We start from the raw sequence: 19,896 nt of genomic DNA, 5'->3' as shown, positions 1-19,896 counted from the left end.
AAAACCTCCGCGTTATTTCAGCCCGATAATTTCGTCACTAATTCAGCCAGCGAGTAATGCACCGCTTTTTCCACCACGTCCTGGCAGTCGCCGGAAAAGAGCACCCTGCTCGTTTCCGTCTTTCCGCCAATATTCCAGGCGAAGCACACGGTCCCCGCCGCCGTGCCGTCTTCTCCCCCTTCCGGCCCGGCATAGCCGCTGATGGCGATACTGACATCGGCCTGGGCAATGTCGCGGATGCTGGCCGCCATCTCGGTGACGGTCTGTTCACTGACGGCGGTAAACCGCGCGAGGGTTTCCGGGCTTACGCCCAGGATCCTCTCCTTCGCGCTATCGCTGAAGACGACCAGCCCCACATCATAAAAATCGGCAGTGTTCTCTTCCGCGCAGAGCGCCACGGAAAGCTTCCCGCCGGTGCAGGATTCTGCGGTTGTTAAGCGAAGCCCGGCATCGATTAACCTGCTCGCCAGTTTTTTGGTCAGTTCAGCCACGGTAATGGTGTTGTCGTGGTATAGATTGCTCATCATCAGGCCTCTCATTTTTTCTCAGGAATAATGGAAATATGGCCATTGCGTTCCAGAATGGCATATTTAATTTCACTTAACTTTGTAATACCATTATTCTGCCGGGCTGAAACCAGAATATCATCACATGAAACATCGACCTTTTTGAGTTTATCTGCTAAGGGCACGCCGTTCTCAACCAGAATTACCGGCGTGCCATCCAGAATATTCTCCACCGGCGAAAAATACTTTTTCATCAGTCCAAAAATAATATCCACAACCACCAGCGTGGTGATGGTTATCATTGCGCCCGTGACCGAAAAATCCTCCCCCAGCAGGGCCTGCTGGGTTGCTTCGCTGATAATTAACAGGAGAATAAGGTCAAAGCTGGTCATCTGCAGCAACGCACGTCGTCCGGCCACTTTGAAGACCACCACCAGAAACAGGTAAATCGCCAACGCCCTAAAAACCATATCCATGGCAGCCTCCTAAGGGTAAATAAATTGCCAGAAAGGAATATCCGGCAGGTTGTTTACACGAATGACGTTGTGCCATTTACCGCCTCTGGTCGGGGTAATGAACAGCCAGACCGAAAAATGTGGCGATTTATCAAGATGATTATAGACAAAATAGAGCGTGTTCCCGCGGCTGTACATGCTGTCTGGCTGCGGCCAGACACTGCCCGGCTCGTAGGCGTCGCTGCTCTCGCTGGTCATGCTCACAGTGTATTTGCCCTCGCTGTTGACCGGAAAGGTCACCTGAAGTCGCGACTCCGTTTGCCGACGCGCAAAGCGCTCATAGTTGAGGGTCAGGGATTTTGCTGAATTGGTTTTCTCCGTGTCACTCACTATCCCACTTGAAAACAGACCGGCAATCGCCGCGATGATAATACTCAGTAACACAATAAATCCGACCTGGCGAAATGCATATTCAAACCTCAGCAAGCGATAACTCTCATTTATCCCGGGTAACTTTTCATTTTTATCATTCATGGCAGCTATCACCGTTTCGCTTATTTACCAAACGTTCTGTTTTGTATGGCGAATGTTTTTAAGACTTATCACATTTGCCACATAAAGGAATAGCAACAATACTTAATAAGTCAAGACACCTTAAATGAAGGATATCAGATGAAATTATCACTTATTTCCGCTTTTTTAATATTTATGGTGCCAACCGCATGGGCTGATAATAACGGCGGGTTACAAAAGGGTGAAGCGCCGCCTCCTCCGCATGCGCTGGATAGCGGTTATCGCGGCACGGATGATGCCCGTATTATGACCATCGACCAGGCGAAACAAATGCATGATGGCGCGACCATTTCACTGCGCGGCAACCTTATTGACGGTAGCGGCGATAAGTATGTATTTCAGGATAAATCCGGAAAAATCGACGTTATTATCCCAAAAGCAGTTTTTGACGGCAGAACAGTCAAACCAGACCAGATGATCAGCATTAACGGTTCGCTTGATAAAAAGTCATCGCCTTCCGTTGTACGTGTCGATCATCTGCAGAAATAACTCAGCGAAGCGTTAACGCTGTATTTTCATCCTAACTCACCTATTGGCTTAAGGAGTCAGCTATGAGTGATACTCAACAACGTACGAACGCTTATCCGCAACCCCCTTTCCCGGAACAGCCGCAGACGCCACCAGGACTGGCTTCTGAGATGCAACCTGTTCCCGATCACGGGGAAACGAGCTATAAAGGCCACGGCCGTCTGGCGGGCAAAAAAGCGCTGATTACCGGCGGTGACTCCGGTATCGGCCGCGCGGTGGCCATTGCCTACGCCCGTGAAGGCGCCGATGTCGCCATTAACTATCTGCCTGAAGAAGAGAAAGACGCCGCAGAGGTCATCGACCTGATCAAGGCCGAAGGACGCAACGCCGTCGCGCTGCCGGGGGATGTCCGGGATGAAACCTTCTGCCAGAACCTGGTGGAAGAAGCGGTGGCTAAACTTGGCGGGCTGGACATTCTGGTGAATAACGCCGGTCGCCAGCAGTATCGGGAATCGCTGGAAGAACTCACTACCGAAGATTTCGATGCCACGTTTAAAACCAACGTTTATGCCCCGTTCTGGATCACCAAAGCGGCGCTTCGCCATCTGAAAGCCCCTGCGGCAATTATTAACACCTCCTCAGTGCAGGCGGTAAAACCCAGCCCTGTCCTGCTCGACTATGCCCAGACCAAAGCCTGTCTGGCGGTGTTTACCAAATCCCTTGCCAAACAACTGGGTCCGAAGGGCATTCGCGTTAATGCCGTGGCTCCCGGGCCTTACTGGACGGTGCTGCAATCCAGCGGCGGCCAGCCAATGGAGAAAGTGAAGCAGTTTGGGGGTGACACACCGCTGGGCCGTCCGGGCCAGCCGGTGGAGATTGCACCTTTATACGTCACGCTGGCGTCAGATGAGTGTTCCTTTACGACCGGCCAGGTATGGTGTTCCGACGGCGGTGATGGCGTGATTTAACGTTTCCCTGCCCGAATGTGCAATGAATGAACAAGGACGTTCAGCCCCCCGCCAAAAACATGTTGTAACTCAAACAGATCAAATGTTAAAAATATTTTGCAATCAAGTTATCAAAATTAAACAACTTAGCTTGTCACCCGCATCGCTCTGTTTTTAACATCGCCTATGGAAAAAAATGGTCTGTTCAGTCAGCGCATACGCTTGCGCCATTTGCATACATTTGTGGCCGTCGCTCAACAGGGAACGCTGGGGCGTGCGGCTGAAACCCTTAACCTGAGCCAGCCTGCTCTCTCAAAAACGCTTAACGAGCTGGAACAACTGACCGGTGCCCGTCTGTTCGATCGCGGCCGTCTGGGCGCACAACTGACCCTGGTCGGCGAGCAGTTTCTAACCCATGCAGTCAAAGTGCTTGATGCGCTCAATACCGCCGGACAGGCGCTAAACCGTAAAGAAGAGCAGACGCACGAGATTGTCCGTGTGGGTGCCCTGCCCACGGCGGCGCTGGGCATTCTGCCGCCGGTGATCGGTCAGTTTCACAAACAGCAAAAACATACGACCCTGCAGGTCGCCACCATGAATAACACCATGCTGCTTGCGGGGCTGAAATCCGGCGAGCTGGATCTGGGTATCGGACGGATGTCAGATCCCGAACTGATGGTGGGTCTGAATTATGAGCTGCTGTTCCTGGAATCCCTGAAGCTGGTGGTACGCCCTAACCATCCTCTGTTGCAGGATACGGTTACCCTAAGCCGGGTGATGGAGTGGCCGGTGGTCGTGTCACCAAAAGGTACGGTTCCACGGCAAAATGCCGAAACGTTACTGCAGATGCAGGGCTGTACGCTGCCGACAGGCTGTATTGAAACCCTGTCCGCTTCCCTGTCACGCCAGCTTACCGTGGATTATGACTACGTCTGGTTCGTCCCCTCCGGTGCGGTCAAAGATGATTTACGCCAGGGCACGCTCACCGCACTGCCGGTGACCTCGCCCGGCGCCGGCGAACCGATTGGCATTTTAACCCGCGTTGATACGCCGCTCTCCTCAGGTGCACAGACGCTGCTGAGCGCGATACGTAAATCGATGCCTGCCTGATTCCTTTCCCCTTGCCCTGACCCTCTCCCCCCGGGGCGAGGGTCATTCCTGCGTTCTAATCATTTAATGCGAAATCATTTATTAACAATTGCGCAAAACAATTTAACAGTTTTATCATAGCGATGAATTCACCAAATGGTTCGTAAATGTTTTATCAACCCCGAATTCAAGCGTATTAATCATTATTCCCACTGCATTTATTACCCACCTGGTACACTTCCGGCACGTTGTCGTGCTGTGCAGCGGGGGATCTTAAGGAGAAAGAGATGGCATTTGGCAGCGCGCCACGTGGGATACCCCGTATCCTGCAGTGGATCCTTGCCGGACTGATGACGATCGTCGGTCTGGCCGTTGGCGGGTTGGGTTTTAAACTCGTCACCGTAGGCGGAAGTGGATACTTCCTGATCATGGGCGTGGTAATGGTGATTGCCGCGATCCTGATTTTCATCAACCGCAGCAGCGGGATTGTGTTGTATGGCATCGCGTTTATCGCGTCGCTGTTCTGGGCGGTAAGCGATGCCGGCTGGGATTTCTGGCCGCTCTTCTCACGCCTCTTCACTTTTGCGGTTCTGGCATTCCTGTGTGCCCTCGTCTGGCCGTTCCTGCGTGCGGCAAACCGTGCGACGCCGGTGAAAAAAGGCCCGGCCTTTGGCGTGGCGGCGCTGCTCGCCGTGGCAATGCTGGTCAGCCTGGGCTGGATGTTTAAACCCCAAACGCTGGTGGCGGCGAATGAGCCGGTGCCGGTGAAACCGGTCGCGGCTGGCGAACAGCAGAAGAACTGGGAACACTGGGGTAACACCACCCACGGGGATCGTTTTGCGGCCCTCGACCAGATCAACAAGCAGAACGTTAACGAGCTGAAAGTCGCGTGGGTTGCCCATACCGGGGATATCCCTCAGAGCAACGGCTCCGGTGCGGAAGACCAGAACACGCCGCTGCAGATTGGCGACACGCTCTACGTCTGTACGCCGTACAGCAAAGTGCTGGCGCTGGATGTGGATTCCGGGAAAGAGGAGTGGCGTTACGACGCCAACGCCACGGCCCCGAACTGGCAGCGCTGCCGTGGGCTGGGCTATTTTGAAGATTCACAAAAAGTGACAACGTCACAGACAGATGTGCAGCCCGCCGCCTGCCCGCGCCGTCTGTTCCTGCCCACTACCGATGCCCGCCTGATTGCCATCAACGCCGATAACGGTAAAGCCTGCGAAGACTTTGGTGACAAAGGTACCGTGGATCTGAGCGTGGGTATGGGTGAGATAAAACCGGGCTACTATCAGCAAACCTCCACGCCGCTGGTGGCAGGAAACGTGGTGGTAGTCGGCGGACGCGTGGCGGATAACTTCTCCACCGGCGAACCGCCGGGCGTGGTGCGCGCCTATGACGTTCATACCGGTAAACTGGCCTGGGCGTGGGATCCGGGTAATCCGGACCTGACCGGTCTGCCGCCGGAAGGCCAGACCTACACGCGCGGTACACCAAACGTCTGGTCTGCAATGTCCTATGACGCAAAACTGAACCTGATTTACCTGCCAACCGGTAACGCCACGCCAGATTTCTGGGCCGGAGAACGCACCGCGCTGGATGATAAATACAGCTCCTCCATCGTTGCCGTTGATGCCACCACCGGCCAGGTCCGCTGGCATTTCCAGACCACCCATCACGACCTGTGGGACTTCGATCTGCCTTCTCAACCGCTGCTGTACGATCTGCCAGACGGTAAAGGCGGAACCACGCCGGTACTGGTGCAGACCAGTAAACAGGGCATGATCTTTATGCTCAACCGCGAAACCGGCAAACCGGTGGCGAAAGTGGAAGAACGTCCGGTCCCGGCGGGTAACGTGCAGGGCGAACGCTACTCCCCGACGCAGCCGTATTCCGTCGGTATGCCGATGATTGGCAACCAGACCCTGACCGAATCCGACATGTGGGGCGCGACGCCTGTCGACCTGCTGCTGTGCCGCATCCAGTTTAAAGAGATGCGCCATCAGGGGGTCTTTACCCCGCCGGGTCTCGATCGTTCCCTGCAGTTCCCTGGCTCACTGGGCGGGATGAACTGGGGCAGCGTCTCAGTCGATCCGAACAACGGGCTGATGTTCGTCAACGATATGCGCCTGGGTCTGGCCAACTACATGGTACCGCGTGCCAGCGTGGCGAAAGACGCCAGCGGGATTGAGATGGGTATTGTGCCCATGGACGGCACGCCGTTCGGCGCCATGCGCGAGCGTTTCCTGTCACCGCTGGGTATTCCATGCCAGAAACCGCCGTTTGGCACGATGTCCGCGGTTGACCTGAAATCCGGCAAGCTGGTGTGGCAGGTGCCGGTAGGAACCGTGGAAGATACCGGCCCGCTGGGTATTCGCATGCACATGCCAATCCCTATCGGGATGCCAACCCTTGGCGCGTCGCTCTCCACCCAGTCTGGCCTGCTGTTCTTTGCCGGCACTCAGGATTTCTACCTGCGCGCGTTCGATACCGCCACCGGAAAAGAGATCTGGAAAGACCGTCTGCCGGTCGGCAGCCAGTCCGGGCCGATGACCTACGTTTCACCGAAAACTGGTAAACAGTACATCGTCATTAACGCTGGCGGCGCCCGCCAGTCACCGGATCGCGGTGATTACGTTATCGCGTATGCGTTACCCGATAAAAAGTAAGCGATGAAAAAAGGGACCGAAAGGTCCCTTTTTATTTGTAGGTCGGGTAAGGCGAAGCCGCCACCCGACACAACACGCCACTCAGAACGTCTCCCAGTTATCCCCGGAAACCGCTGCCGCCGGACGCAGCGGCGCATTCTTCGCCACTGGCGCAGACATTGCCGCCCGGCCTTGCTTCGCGCCGCTCAGTCGAAATGCACCCACCGCCTCGGTCAGACGCGCGCCCTGTTCTTCCAGCGATGCCGCCGCGGCGGAAGCCTCTTCCACCAGCGAGGCGTTCTGCTGGGTCACTTTATCCATCTCAGAAATCGCCTGGCTCACCTGCTCAATACCACGGCTCTGTTCATCAGACGCGGCAGCGATCTCCAGCATAATGTCCGTCACGCGTTTAACCGCTTCGACGATTTCATTCATGGTATTACCGGCGGCGACGACCTCACCCGAGCCCTGGTCAATCAGCGAAACGGATTCGTTGATCAGGCTTTCGATCTCTTTGGCAGCATTCGCACTGCGGCTTGCCAGAGTACGAACTTCGCTTGCCACCACGGCAAACCCGCGCCCCTGCTCACCCGCACGCGCCGCTTCTACCGCCGCGTTAAGCGCCAGAATATTGGTCTGGAAGGCGATACTGTTAATCACGGCGGTAATTTCGGAAATCTTCTTCGAACTGGTGGAGATATTGCCCATGGTTTTAACCACCACGGAGACCATCTGGCCGCCACGGCTGGCTTTACCGGAGGCATCTTCCGCCAGCTTGCTGGCATGGTGCGCGTTATCGGCGTTCTGTTTCACCGTTGCGGTGAGCTGCTCCATGCTGGCTGCCGTCTGCTCAATGGCTGCCGCCTGCTGCTCGGTACGGGAAGAGAGGTCGGTGTTGCCTGCGGATATTTCGCTGGTGCCACGATAGATCTCTTCCGCCCCCTGACGCACGGTACCGACGGTGTTCTCCAGCGAGTGCTGCATGGTTTGCAGGTCGCGCGTCAGGCGGCCAATTTCGCTGCGTCCGGCCACATCGTCCGGCATGGTGAGGTCGCCTTTGGCGATATTTTCAATGCGTTTCGCGGCGCGCTGCAGCGGGGTGATCACCGTGCGACGCAGCACGACAAAGGTCATGGCCGTCAGCACCAGCGCCAGGGCAAACGCGCCCACCATAAACATCAGACCCAGCTGGGTGCGGCTGTGTGCCTTAACCGTCAGGGCGTTCGCGCGCTCGGTGCGGATCTTTATCGCCTTCAGCAGCACGGCGTTGTAGGCATCATCCAGCGGGCGGGCGCTTTCGTTTTCATGGTTAATGATGGCTTCAAACATGCCGTTTTTAGCAAACTTAAGCATCGGCTGCAGGCCTGCGATATAGGCGTCATAGCGTGTTTTCAGATCGGCATCCAGCGCTTCATCCTCAGGCGTACGAACCGCGCGATTGATATAGGCATTAAACCCTTCCTGAGACTGTTTGATCCGTTTTTCCGCCTCAGCGATGTTTTGCTTCATCGCATCCATTTCCGCGATACGGCTCGCCGCCCCGGCGTGGATCATATTGATACGCGCGGTTCGCAGATGGTTTGAGCTATTCGACAGCCCCATACGCACCTGAATTTCAGACGTGACATCCTGCTGATCGGTGTCGGCCTGTAAAAGGAAATATCCCGCCAGACCTGCGCTCAAGGCAAATAGCAGAATAATGCCACCGAGAATGGAGGAAAACAGCGGAACCAGCCTGATGTGATGCAAGAAGCCCAGCTTGCGCTGCGCTGGCATCGAAGTAGTGTTGTCCATGACCGTCGACTCTCTTGTAGGTAAGATGCGTAAAAACACGCCTGTTAAATAGTCATCGGCACGGCTGAGATTTAGATTACGGCTAAAAACGCCGCACTGGTCACACTTTAGAGAAGATTATTAAAGAAACGCCAGCGGCGAAAAACCGCTGGCAGAAGAGTTACTTGTCGCCGAAATGAATAACAGTACGAATGGATTTACCTTCATGCATCAGATCGAACGCCTCGTTGATCTGCTCCAGCGGTAAACGGTGGGTAATGAACGGATCGAGCTGGATTTTCCCGGCCATCGCATCTTCAACCATCCCCGGCAGCTGCGTGCGCCCTTTCACGCCGCCGAACGCTGAGCCACGCCATACGCGCCCGGTTACCAGCTGGAACGGACGGGTTTTGATCTCCTGGCCCGCACCGGCCACGCCGATGATAATGCTCTCGCCCCAGCCTTTGTGGCAGCATTCAAGCGCGGAACGCATCACGTTCACGTTGCCGATACATTCGAAGCTAAAGTCCACGCCGCCGTCGGTCATCTCAACAATGACCTCCTGAATCGGTTTTTCGTGATCTTTCGGGTTCACGAAATCGGTCGCGCCCATTTCACCCGCCAGTTTGAATTTCTCCGGGTTGGTATCCACCGCGATGATCCGCCCGGCCTTCGCCTGGACCGCGCCCTGAATCACCGCCAGACCAATCCCGCCAAGACCGAACACCGCCACGGTGTCGCCCTCTTTCACTTTCGCCGTATTGTGTACTGCACCAATCCCGGTGGTGACGCCGCAGCCCAGCAGACAGACTTTATCCAGCGGCGCCTGCGGGTTCACCTTCGCCAGTGAGATCTCCGCGCAAACGGTGTATTCACTGAAGGTGCTGGTGCCCATGTAGTGGTAAACCGGCTCGCCGTTATAGGAGAAACGGGTGGTACCGTCCGGCATCAGCCCCTTGCCCTGGGTGGCGCGAACCGCCTGGCAGAGGTTGGTCTTACCGGATTTACAGAACTTACACTCGCCGCATTCTGCGGTGTACAGCGGGATCACGTGGTCGCCCGGCTTCAGGCTGGTCACGCCTTCGCCCACTTCCACCACCACACCGCCCCCTTCATGGCCGAGCACCGCCGGGAAAACGCCTTCCGGATCGTCGCCCGATAGCGTAAAGGCATCGGTATGGCACACCCCGGTATGGGTAATTTTGATCAGCACTTCGCCCTTCTTCGGCGGTGCAACGTCGATTTCAACGATTTTGAGCGGCTGGCCAGGGCCAAATGCGACGGCTGCGCGAGATTTCATAGTGTCTTCCCTTATTGTGTGGTATGTGGGTTTATTTTAGATAAGCGCGCAGCAAATGGCCGACTTCTGCCATGCGCACGGCTCGCTGATCCGGCGTGGTTTCCCCCGTTACCAGCTCATCTTTGAGGTGAATTTCGACCATTTCGCCCATCAGGCCATTGGCAGCGCCGCGCACGGCGGCAATTTGCTGCAGGATGGCCAGACAGGGGTCGCCCGACTCCAGCGCGCGTTCAAGGGCATCAACCTGGCCCCGAATGCGACGAACGCGAGTGAGGATACGTTTTTTATCTTCGGGTGAGTGCGGCATACGGCCTCCTGATACTATAGGGGGGTATGGTACCTTTTAAAGCAACATTATGTAAACAACAGCTTTCATAGGGTTATCAGGCTCTTGAAGCGCATTATCATACATAAGTAATTCTGAATAATTTCTCTTTGAAATGCTGGCCTCAACATTCGAATTCAGCCATTTTCTATGGCTAAGCCAAAAAAAAGCGTCACCAGCACCCTTTATTCGCTGGAATCTATAAGCAGCATTGATAATAATTCAAAAAACCTTCTAAACCTTAAACCTTGTAACAGGTTGAAATGAAATGGTTTCCGCCATTATTAAATTTTCCTTAATAATAAAGGCTTCTACGAAATCTTATTTTTTGGCGTTCAGAACCTGTAAACGGTCAAAATCAAACCACTCCTCTTTGATGTAAGATATATAATTCAAAATAATTATCGAAACCATATTGCGCAAGCCATTGTTATATATAGAGAAAAATCACAACACTTTAAAATAACGATCAATATCAATGAGTTACAACATTGATCGATGTCTGATCACGTGCTAAACCTAAATCCAGGTAAAAATATCTTATGGAGAAGAGTATGATGTCGTGGCGAGTATTAAGTTCTGTCATTTGCCCTAACACAGGAATCGTTTATTCGCACATTGTTGGTTTGAAATTATTAAGATTAATAATTTGGTACGAGAGTGACATCTATCTTTTGCCCGGAGACAGAATACATACAACAAAAAATGGAATTTTTGTAAATGGGGTGTTCAACCAAATATCCCTTTATAACGTCTCGCCATACAATGAGAACCTGTGGGACGAAATAAAAAACAAAATGGCCTGTCCTTTTAATAAAAACCTGGATTCTGAAGACTGCTCATACGCTGAGCATTGCAATGCGCGCAAATGCCCGCACGGATTTGAGACAACCCCGTTGATAATAAGAGTGCCCCGCGATAGCTAATCATTTAATAAGTTAGCTTTTGGATCCGCTGCCCCCTGTTACAGGGACCGCATGCTTAACATATATTAGACTGAGATACCAACTGAAACCCTATCAGTTACTGCCCCCGCGCGCCTGTCGATGACTTGCGGCAGGTGCGCGTTCATATTTCAGACAATATATTCATTAATCATTTATCACCCTGTTGCGCCAGCGCTTGCAACTCTTCTTTCAGCCAGCGGGTTGCGCCCCGCTGACCGCTGCGTTTATGGGAGTAAATTTTCACGTCAAATTTTTGAATGGAGAACGGTAAGGTAAAAATGTTGATATTCACGGCCGCCTTCAGCTTTTCGGCTGCATACCGGGGAATGGCCATCAGCAGATCGCTTTGCGCAACGATAAACGGTGCGCTGAGCATTGACGGGGTTTTGATTGCAATGTGCCGGGTATAGCCCAACTCCTCCAGCCGTAAATCCAGCACGCCCTGCTTCTCATTCCAGGGGGTGACAACCAGATGGCGGGCCGCGAGATAATCCTTCAGCGTCAGACGTGTCCGGCTTGCGTTGCTGATGACCACATACTCATCTTCAAACCAGCTTATCTCCTCCAGTTCAGGATGGCGGATCTCCTCCGCCGTGCTGAAACCGAGCGCCAGATCCACTTCGCCTGCCAGCAGCTCCGTCAGCGCCGGGCTGTGCGGCAGATAACGCAGTTCAAAACGCAAACCCGGCGCGGCATCCTGCAACGTGTGCATCAGGGCCGGGAATATACAAAGCGCGGTAAAATCTGTAATCGCAATGTGCAGGCTCTCGCTACTTTTGGCCGCTTCAAACTCCGGCTGCGGGGTAAGCTCATGATTAAGAAACGACAAAGCAGAAGCAATGGACGGCGCGAGCTGTGTGGCATACACGCTGGGTGACATGCGATGCCCTTCCCGGAAAAATAGCGGATCATTCAGCGTCGTTCGCAAACGTGACAGCGCATGGCTCAGTGCCGATGTGCTCATCGCTAACTCATCGGCGGCCAGGCGAACCGAACGGTGACGGTAAATGGCGTCGAAAACGGGCAGCAGGTTTAAATCAAGGCGTCTCAGGGCCGGATGCATAATATTCATCATTTGTTGATTTCATTGCACTTAATTCTTCGGACAATACTCCGTATGCTTAGCGCCATCAATCGCAAAACATGCAGGAAATACCATGAGCATTACTATTCGTCAGGCCCGCCCCGAGGATGCGGCGGCTATTTACGCCATGATTTATGAGCTGGCGGTCTATGAAAAAGCACCGGAAGAAGTGATCACCACGCCGGACGAGATCCGCGAAACCCTCTTTGGCGCAGACAGTAAAACCGAAGCGCTGATCGCGGAGTATGAAGGTAAGATCGCTGGCTATGCCGTGTTCTTCACCAGCTATTCAACCTGGCTTGGCCGCAACGGTATCTATATGGAAGACCTGTATGTATCCCCGGATTATCGCGGTAAAGGCGCGGGAAGAGCCTTGCTGAAACATATCGCGCAGCTCGCCGTAAAACGCCAGTGCGGTCGTCTGGAATGGAGCGTACTGGACTGGAACCAGCCGGCAATCGACTTCTACCTGAGCATTGGCGCGCTCCCGCAGTCCGAGTGGGTGCGCTATCGCCTGGATGGAGAAGCGCTGCTGAAATTTGCCGGGTAAACGGCGCGCGCTGTGCAGAGATCCCGGCTGTGCGGGATCTATGCTACAATTCCATAAATTTCATTAACATATTGTTGAATACCATGAGCACAGTCCCCTTCATTCGTCCTCAGCTTACCCTGCCAAACGGCGCTGACAAACTGCTGCTGCACTCCTGCTGCGCGCCCTGCTCCGGCGAGGTAATGGAGGCCATTCAGGCCTCGGGCATTGATTACACCATCTTCTTCTATAACCCCAATATCCACCCGCAAAAGGAGTATCTCATCCGTAAGGAAGAGAATATTCGTTTTGCGGAAAAACACGGCGTGCCCTTTGTTGATGCGGATTACGATACGGACAACTGGTTTGAACGCGCAAAAGGGATGGAATGGGAGCCTGAGCGTGGGATCCGCTGCACCATGTGTTTCGATATGCGTTTCGAACGCACGGCGTTATACGCGGCGGAAAATGGCTTCAGTGTGATCAGCAGCTCCCTTGGCATCTCGCGCTGGAAGAATATGCAGCAGATTAACGACTGCGGTCAGCGCGCGGCAGCCCACTATCCGGGCATGGTCTACTGGGATTATAACTGGCGCAAACAAGGCGGATAGTCGCGGATGATTGAGATCAGCAAGCGCGAACAGTTCTATCAGCAGGAGTACTGCGGATGCGTATATTCTCTGCGTGACAGCAACCTTCACCGTAAGTCGCAGGGGCGTCCTCTCATCAAAATTGGCAAACTGTTTTACGGCAAAGACGAGTCTGACGAGTAAGGCGGCGCGAAGGGAGACATATCCTAAAACGCGCCAGAATCCGCATTACGGCTCTCAGATGTTGAAATAGCGGCTATCCTTTAATTATCCACAAAAGGAGGTAACAATGTCTGATTTCGACGCTGATAAAAACGCACAGTATGCTGGTGATAAAGCCAAAAATAAACTCGACGAACTGACGGGCTCTGCTCAGCAGCAGTTTGGTGAATTCGTTGACTCCCCTAAACATCAGGTGAAAGGGGCAGCGCGAAAATATGCTGCGCAGGCCAGTGATGCCGTTTCTGATGTCACTGAGGCAGTCAGAAATAACCCGTTAACCGGCCTGATTGCGGCTGGTGCAGTGGGTATTGTTCTGGGCCTGTTACTCGGCCGTAAATAATCTCAGGCCCCACGGGGCCTTATTTTATTAGCTAAACAATCTTACCATGCGATCTAACTCCTCTTCCTTCACGGCGTGGGAAAGATAATATCCCTGGAAACTTTTTACGCCTAACGCCACCAGCTTTTCAAATTTCTCTTCGCTATCCACCCCCTCTGCAATACATTCGCTGCCGGTCATGTCACTGTATATCTGAATCGCTTTGATAAGTTTGTAATCATTGTCATTAGCGACAAACTTTCCGACGATATCCCGGTCAAGCTTTAAACCATCAAAATGAACCTGCCTCACCGGAAACATGGTTTGATGGCTGGAGAAGCAATCATCCAGGAATAACCGACACCCCGTACTGCGCAGGCGACGCATGGTTTCTGGGATGGTTTTATCTTTGGTCACATCAATATCTTCAGCAAATTCAAAGACCAGGTTCCCGGCCCACTGGGGTTTGAGCAGCATCTTGATGGCTTTTTTGGCCATCTCGGGCAAGGCATTTCCGGCCGCGAGTTCCGGCGGTATATTCACCGAAAAATAATATTTCCCGTTATATTTGTTGATGCCAGAAACAGCGGCATGAAGCACCAGCGCCGTGATATTCAACCATAGCTCACGATTTTTCACCCCGGTAAGAAAACGGGCAGGCTTGATAATTTTACCGTTCTTGTTCCAGCGTAATAAAATCTCAAACCCCACACCTTTTTTATTTTCATCGGTGATGATTTGATACGCAGGAAATATCTCCCTTTTAAGCAGCGCATTAAAGACATCCACCTCAATACTGGACAGTGATTCTATTTTGCCCTGCCGTTCCCCACTCCCTGGCGCAGAAAAACCCTGAGAATTTTTATACCACAACTGGATTAATTGCAGCTTTCTTAAACCGGCCTTGCGATGTGTATATACCGTTTTATTTGTCAGCCCAAATTTTTTGCACTGTTTATTTACCGACATACCCCGGTAGAAATTTAATAAGACATCGAGTTCTCTGTTTGTGAGCCCTTTTTGACGGTCTTTAAAGCTACAGTCCGCATGATGATCCTGTAATGAGCGAGATCTGTCCCTGCATGCGTCGCTTTTTTTCTGAACACGCGCAATAATATCGCCGCTGTTGGCGATGCGGATCAGAGATAATTTTTGATTGTTATTCAATAAACTACGCAAGGTCCCGTACAGCCAACTGTCAGGTATATTGCCATACAGAGTGACCGGGCGGATGACGGGAAGCGTGTTAAGAAGATCGGCAAGGTGCCTGAGGCTCTGCAAAAGATCCACGATCTCTTCCCCGCGAAAGACCGTAATTTTAGCGTCCTGATTTTTGATAATAGTGTAGACATCTTCCCGATTTGCGACGTCATCCTCAAAACGCACCTGTGACGCCCCCCCTCCCTGCTCTTTCAGTAACAGACGGTACCCCTGGAACGTAAAACTGCAGGCTGAAATAACAAATTCCTGTGCATGACAATCATGATTATTGTGAGAATTGTTTTGAATCATAATGCGCTCCTGGGTACAAAAACACCGTTGCCCTGGTCAATAATGACCAGCACATCGAGACTAAAAACATGCGGAAATGTCACAAGCCTGAATATAACCTGCGTAACAGGTTAATTTTATCTTACCCCCGTAGGTTAATAAACCGTTATCAACGTCTCGCCCTGCAACATCTTTGCGTTAATCACCGCCTGGATCCATATGCTGTGCAAATATAACAATCTTTGCAAATAACGACGGAAAATGTTTTCCCCGCAAGGTATAATGAAAATTCCGAAAAAGAAGTCTGGACACTTCATTACGTCGGCTTGCTCAAAAAGAGAAAATGCTATGGATAATCATATCTCATCCAGGGCCTTGCTACATCGAAGGGATGTTATTAAGAACAACCCGCGGTTTAGCGAGGCAATAATAGAACACTACAAAATCAATGACAGCATCTATAAAAAACAACCCTTGTTCTACAAAACAATGCTCCAGGAATCACGGTTCAATATTATTCTTGCCATGTGTTGTTTTATATTCGGTAATCAGGCCGAATCTGTTTCAGAGATAAAAGCATTATGTTCGCGATACAAAATCGCCAGTCCCAACAGCGTTATTGCTATCATCACCTTACTGAGAACTACCGGGCGGATTAAGACCTGGCGCTGTATGGAGGATCGCCGAAAGACGCGCATCGCCCCCACGCAAAAAGGACTGGATGAACTAAAACGTTACATGAGCGGCGCATTTATACCTGTCAGTATTCTTTACCCGACATTTAACATCGACCTTAACCTGTTAGATAACGACATTCTGAGAAATAACTTTTTCCGCCGGGCGGCTGAGTATCTGTTTCGCGGATTAACCTTCAAAGCCGTGTTACCGGAAGTGGGGTTATTTATTGATAAGGATGGAGGGCGAATGATTATGCTGTATTTATATTTGCAGGCCATTAAAAACAAAACCGCACATGGCGCGATAATTGATTATTCGCCCGGCACGCTGGCGAAAGCGTTTTTTGTCTCACGTATCCACGTGGCGCGCATAATTAAATCCGCGCAAGAGGCAGGTTATCTTAAAGACAGAGGGGATGGCCGCATGACCATTTATCCTGCATTTATGCAGCTCGTCGAAAATTATGCCGGGTTATATTTTGCCTATGTCACGCATTACATCAACGTGGTTCCGAAGGAGCGACGCCAGGGGGGTGACGTAACCTCCCCGGTATAATCCTGGGGCGTTCGGTTTCCCGAGCGCCCTTTTCTGTTCGTCAGCGTTCCCGCAACGCCTCTTTCGCCTTGTTCAGCGGTTTCAGCAGATAATCCAGAATGGATTTACTGCCCGTTTTAATATCCACCGTCGCAATCATCCCCGGGAATACCGGAAATTCCTTGCCCTGTTTATTGGTCAGGTGGTTACTGTCAGTACGGATATAGACGCGGTAGTAGTACACGTCTCTTTTGACCTCATCCTGAAGGGTATCGGGTGAAATCATGGTCACCTCACCCGTCAGTCCACCATAAATCGAGTAGTCATAGGCGGTGATTTTCACCAGCGCTTTTTGTCCGGGGTGGATAAACGCCACATCACGCGGTGAAATTTTCGCTTCAACCACCATCTGATCGTCAAGAGGCACCAGGCTCATCAGTTTCCCATTGGGGGGGATAACGCCGCCGACGGTGGTGACGTCGATGTCCTTCACAATCCCGCGCACCGGCGCGTTGAAGGTCAAACGGGTCAGGGAATCCTCGCGCCCTTTCATGACCGAGCGCTGGGCTTCAATCTCCGCATTCGCTTTCGCCAGCTCTTCGCGGGCGCGCACGTAATACTGGTTTTTCATTTCGGTGATTTTGTTCTCTAGCTCGTTTTTTTGCCGCTCCAGACGTAACACCTCCACCTTGCTCGCCGCCCCCTGAGTGACCAGCGGACGGGTTAACGACAGCTCGCGCTGGACCAGTTCAGCCCCCTGACGCAAACCGGCCAGCCCTTTTTCCAGGCTTTCGCGACGGGACTGGAAGAGCGCCGTTTCCTGTTTGACCAGTTCAACGTCGTCATCCAGCTCTTGCGGAAACGTCAGTTCCGTGTCGTTCACTTCCGCTTTCAGGCGCGCAGCCGTGGCCAGCGCGGCATTCAGACGAGACTCACTTTCCAGCACGCTGGATTCCGTTTTGGTGCGGTCAAGCTGAGCCAGCCGCTGCCCACGTTCAACGATGTCACCTTCGCGCACCAGCAGGCTATGGATAATGCCCCCCTCCAGCGACTGAATGACCTGCTCGTGAGAAGACGGGATCACTTTGCCGTTGCCGGTGGTGACTTCATCAAGCTGGAACAGACTCGCCCAAGCGATAAACGCCGCAAGCAGTGCGAACAGCGACCAGGCCACCCACGTTGAGCGCGGCAGGCGCGGCTCTTTCAGGCGGCTGTTATAGCGGGATAGATCATTCATGCCATTCCCTCCTCGGCCACGGCCGCCGGTTTCATGGTCACGGTACGCTGCGCTGCCTTTTGCGGCGCCATACCGTGCTGACGCAAGATCGCGTCGCGCGGGCCATCCATCACCACTTTGCCGTTTTCCAGCACGATGATGCGGTCAACCAGATCCAGAATCGGCAGCCGGTGTGTTGCCACCACCAGCGTCCGGCGCTTGCCCAGCCATTGCTGTAAGTGCTGAATGAACTGCTTTTCGCTCATCTCATCCAGCCAGGCGGTAGGCTCGTCCAGCAGAAGAATATTGGGCGACGTGATCAGGGCCCGCGCCAGCAACAGCGCCTGTCGCTGGCCGCCGGATAACCCGGCCCCCCCTTCATTGATGAGGTAGTTCAGCCCCATTTTCTGCTTACGCACGAACTCCAGCGCGCCGCTGTTGACCAGCGCCTGATGGATCTCCTCGTCGGTAGCAAGCGGGTTGCCCATCAGGATATTGTCGCGCACAGAGCCAAAGAACAGCCGCGCCTGCTGGCTCAGCAGCTGCATATCCCGGCGCACATCGGCGGTGTCGAGATGATTTAAGGCAATGTCATCCAGCAGAATGCTTCCCTGCTGCGGTTCCTGCATCCCGGCCAGAAGCTGCAGCAAGGTACTTTTGCCGGAGCCGTTGCGCCCCAGAACCGCCACCCGTTCGCCGGCGCGGATCTGCAATTTGCTGATGTGCAGCACGGTCAGTTTTTCCTCGTCGTCGTACCAGAATCCCACGTCGTCGAGGGTATAGTTCCCGCGCAGATGGGCTTTATGCACCTTTTTACCCTGCTGAGGATCGTCAATCGGGCGCTGCATCAGGTCGTCCAGTCCCTTTCTCGCCACCTTCGCCGACTGCCAGCGGGACAGCACGCCCGAAATCTGTGAGAGCGGCGCGATGGTGCGCGAGGCCAGAATCGAGGTTCCCACCAGCGCACCGGTGGTCATGTCGCCGCTGATGACCAGATAGCACCCCACCAGCAACACTACCGCGTAAACTATGGACTGTACCTCCTGCGTCCAGGTCAGGAGCAGTCCGGTCAGCCAGCGCTGTTTCATTCCGACGGTGGCCGCCACATCGTTGGTGTTGTTCCACTGATTCTGAAAACGCTGTTCGGCGCGCATCAGCTTGATGTCCTCAATGCCCTGTACCGCCTCCACCAGGGTGGCGTTACGAATGGCGGATTCGCGCATCCCTTCGCTGGAGAGTTTTCCCAGCGGGCGCTGTACCAGCAGGCCCGGGATCAGCAGCAGCGGCACGGCAAGCAGAACCACCAGCACCAGCGGACCGCCAATCATCCACAGAATGAACACAAACAGCAGGAAGAACGGCAGATCGGAAATCGCCGCAATGGTGGTGGAGGTAATCAGCTCGCGCACCGACTCCAGCTCGCGGATCTGGGCGATAAACGACCCGGTCGATTTAGAGCGGGCGCCGTTTTTGATCCGCAGCGCGTGAGCAAACACCCGCTCGGAAATCCGCAGATCCGCCCGCTTACCCACCACATCCGAAATATGCACGCGCAGCATGCGCATAATGAACTCGAACACGATGGCGAGCATGACGCCGCCAAACAGTACCCACAGCGTGGCTTCAGACTGCGACGGCACCACCCTGTCGTACACCTGCATGGAGAAGACCATGCCGGAGAGCGCCAGCACGTTCGCGACCAGCGCCACCAGCATGATGTCGCTGTAGCGTCGCCAGTCTTTCAGCGCCAGCTGCCAGAACCAGTTTTTCTCATAGGGTTTGATGTAATCATCCACGCGGGCATCCGGCGTGGATTCGAGCGGGCGCAACACCAGCAGCGTTTTCAGCCGTGCGCCGAGCGCTTCCCGCGTTAATGTTGTCTCCAGCCCGCCATCGCCGCTGAACTGCAGGCTGACGTTGCCGTCGTTGTCCATGCGGTTAATAACCGCGATCTGTCCGCCAGTGAACTCCGCCAGCAGCGGTAAACGCCACGGGTCGAGGGAGACGGCGTCTGCTTCCACCTTACGCATCCCAAGCCCAAGCTGGCGCGCCATCTCCTCCAGCACCAGCTGGCGCGGGGACTGGCTTTCATGGTTAATCGTGACCCGAACATGCTCCGCCGAAAAATCCAGCCGATAGTGCTTCGCGATGATGAGCATGCCCTGCAACCAGGGTTCGTACTGTGGATGTGTCTTCATA

The 19,896-nt window shown here is 53.5% G+C and carries 18 protein-coding genes and 1 pseudogene; 9 read left to right on the top strand and 10 right to left on the bottom strand.

Annotation, left to right across the window (positions count from 1 at the left end):
* Positions 1-17: 17 nt before the first annotated feature.
* The 3 genes from AX755_RS22975 to AX755_RS22965 are packed head-to-tail and all read right to left on the bottom strand — an operon-like array spanning position 18 to position 1,495.
* Complete coding sequence (locus AX755_RS22975) at positions 18-524, bottom strand: 2-oxo-tetronate isomerase (RefSeq protein ID WP_028027876.1); 507 nt, start codon at positions 522-524, stop codon at positions 18-20.
* Between the two features lie 11 nt (positions 525-535).
* A complete protein-coding gene (locus tag AX755_RS22970) occupies positions 536-982 on the bottom strand; it encodes a DUF421 domain-containing protein (RefSeq protein WP_013096670.1) in 447 nt (148 codons plus the stop codon).
* Between the two features lie 9 nt (positions 983-991).
* Complete coding sequence (locus tag AX755_RS22965; protein ID WP_062857529.1) at positions 992-1,495, bottom strand: hypothetical protein; 504 nt, start codon at positions 1,493-1,495, stop codon at positions 992-994.
* A gap of 138 nt (positions 1,496-1,633) precedes the next feature.
* On the opposite strand from AX755_RS22965, the gene AX755_RS22960 reads away from it, so the two are divergent.
* The 4 genes from AX755_RS22960 to AX755_RS22945 all read left to right on the top strand — a co-directional run bounded on the left by AX755_RS22960 (position 1,634) and on the right by AX755_RS22945 (position 6,710).
* Entirely contained in the window at positions 1,634-2,023 is a 390-nt protein-coding gene (locus AX755_RS22960; protein WP_013096672.1) for a YdeI family stress tolerance OB fold protein, read from the top strand.
* A gap of 62 nt (positions 2,024-2,085) precedes the next feature.
* Positions 2,086-2,970 carry an SDR family oxidoreductase gene (locus AX755_RS22955; RefSeq protein ID WP_013096673.1) on the top strand — a complete coding sequence of 295 codons (885 nt, stop codon included), beginning with the start codon at positions 2,086-2,088 and terminating at the stop codon, positions 2,968-2,970.
* Positions 2,971-3,135: 165 nt separating this feature from the next.
* Positions 3,136-4,059 (top strand): LysR substrate-binding domain-containing protein, encoded by a 924-nt coding sequence (locus tag AX755_RS22950; RefSeq protein ID WP_014831860.1) that lies wholly within the window; start codon positions 3,136-3,138, stop codon positions 4,057-4,059.
* 266 nt (positions 4,060-4,325) lie between these two features.
* Positions 4,326-6,710, top strand: coding sequence for a glucose/quinate/shikimate family membrane-bound PQQ-dependent dehydrogenase (locus AX755_RS22945; RefSeq protein ID WP_062857528.1), 2,385 nt, complete (start codon positions 4,326-4,328; stop codon positions 6,708-6,710).
* A gap of 81 nt (positions 6,711-6,791) precedes the next feature.
* On the opposite strand, the gene AX755_RS22940 is transcribed toward AX755_RS22945, so the two are convergent.
* The 3 genes from AX755_RS22940 to AX755_RS22930 form a co-directional block, all read right to left on the bottom strand.
* Positions 6,792-8,483: a methyl-accepting chemotaxis protein gene (locus AX755_RS22940; RefSeq protein WP_062857527.1), complete on the bottom strand. Its 1,692-nt coding sequence runs from the start codon at positions 8,481-8,483 to the stop codon at positions 6,792-6,794.
* A 160-nt stretch (positions 8,484-8,643) separates the two neighbouring features.
* Positions 8,644-9,762 carry an S-(hydroxymethyl)glutathione dehydrogenase/class III alcohol dehydrogenase gene (locus tag AX755_RS22935; RefSeq protein ID WP_023619503.1) on the bottom strand — a complete coding sequence of 373 codons (1,119 nt, stop codon included), beginning with the start codon at positions 9,760-9,762 and terminating at the stop codon, positions 8,644-8,646.
* A gap of 31 nt (positions 9,763-9,793) precedes the next feature.
* Positions 9,794-10,069, bottom strand: a complete 276-nt coding sequence (locus AX755_RS22930; RefSeq protein WP_013096678.1) for a metal/formaldehyde-sensitive transcriptional repressor — start codon at positions 10,067-10,069, stop codon at positions 9,794-9,796.
* A 560-nt stretch (positions 10,070-10,629) separates the two neighbouring features.
* Between AX755_RS22930 and iraM the strand changes: the two genes are divergently transcribed.
* A complete protein-coding gene (gene iraM, locus AX755_RS25010) occupies positions 10,630-11,013 on the top strand; it encodes an anti-adapter protein IraM (protein WP_306295019.1) in 384 nt (127 codons plus the stop codon).
* A gap of 169 nt (positions 11,014-11,182) precedes the next feature.
* On the opposite strand, the gene AX755_RS22925 is transcribed toward iraM, so the two are convergent.
* Positions 11,183-12,109, bottom strand: coding sequence for a LysR family transcriptional regulator (locus tag AX755_RS22925; protein WP_062857526.1), 927 nt, complete (start codon positions 12,107-12,109; stop codon positions 11,183-11,185).
* Positions 12,110-12,191: 82 nt separating this feature from the next.
* Between AX755_RS22925 and AX755_RS22920 the strand changes: the two genes are divergently transcribed.
* The 3 genes and pseudogenes from AX755_RS22920 (at position 12,192) to AX755_RS22910 (ending at position 13,799) form a co-directional block, all read left to right on the top strand.
* Positions 12,192-12,668: a GNAT family N-acetyltransferase gene (locus tag AX755_RS22920; protein WP_029883812.1), complete on the top strand. Its 477-nt coding sequence runs from the start codon at positions 12,192-12,194 to the stop codon at positions 12,666-12,668.
* A gap of 83 nt (positions 12,669-12,751) precedes the next feature.
* Positions 12,752-13,420: pseudogene (locus AX755_RS22915) on the top strand (epoxyqueuosine reductase QueH).
* 106 nt (positions 13,421-13,526) lie between these two features.
* Positions 13,527-13,799 (top strand): DUF883 family protein, encoded by a 273-nt coding sequence (locus AX755_RS22910; protein ID WP_013096686.1) that lies wholly within the window; start codon positions 13,527-13,529, stop codon positions 13,797-13,799.
* 27 nt (positions 13,800-13,826) lie between these two features.
* On the opposite strand, the gene AX755_RS22905 is transcribed toward AX755_RS22910, so the two are convergent.
* On the bottom strand, positions 13,827-15,290 hold the full coding sequence (locus AX755_RS22905; RefSeq protein WP_062857525.1) for an EAL domain-containing protein: 1,464 nt from the start codon (positions 15,288-15,290) through the stop codon (positions 13,827-13,829).
* Between the two features lie 327 nt (positions 15,291-15,617).
* Between AX755_RS22905 and AX755_RS22900 the strand changes: the two genes are divergently transcribed.
* Positions 15,618-16,502 carry a hypothetical protein gene (locus AX755_RS22900; protein ID WP_013096689.1) on the top strand — a complete coding sequence of 295 codons (885 nt, stop codon included), beginning with the start codon at positions 15,618-15,620 and terminating at the stop codon, positions 16,500-16,502.
* Between the two features lie 40 nt (positions 16,503-16,542).
* Here the strand turns inward: AX755_RS22900 and AX755_RS22895 are convergent, their stop codons facing one another.
* Positions 16,543-17,718, bottom strand: coding sequence for an HlyD family type I secretion periplasmic adaptor subunit (locus AX755_RS22895; protein ID WP_013096690.1), 1,176 nt, complete (start codon positions 17,716-17,718; stop codon positions 16,543-16,545).
* The gene (locus tag AX755_RS22890) at positions 17,715-19,895 is read right to left on the bottom strand and encodes a type I secretion system permease/ATPase (protein ID WP_013096691.1); all 2,181 of its coding nucleotides are present in this window, start codon (positions 19,893-19,895) and stop codon (positions 17,715-17,717) included. The genes AX755_RS22895 and AX755_RS22890 overlap by 4 nt, the downstream gene beginning before the upstream one ends.
* Between the last annotated feature and the right edge of the window lies 1 nt (position 19,896).

Source organism: Enterobacter sp. SENG-6 (genome assembly GCF_001605945.1).
Taxonomy (GTDB): Bacteria; Pseudomonadota; Gammaproteobacteria; order Enterobacterales; family Enterobacteriaceae; genus Enterobacter; species Enterobacter cloacae.
This window is presented reverse-complemented; position numbering and strand designations above follow the sequence as displayed.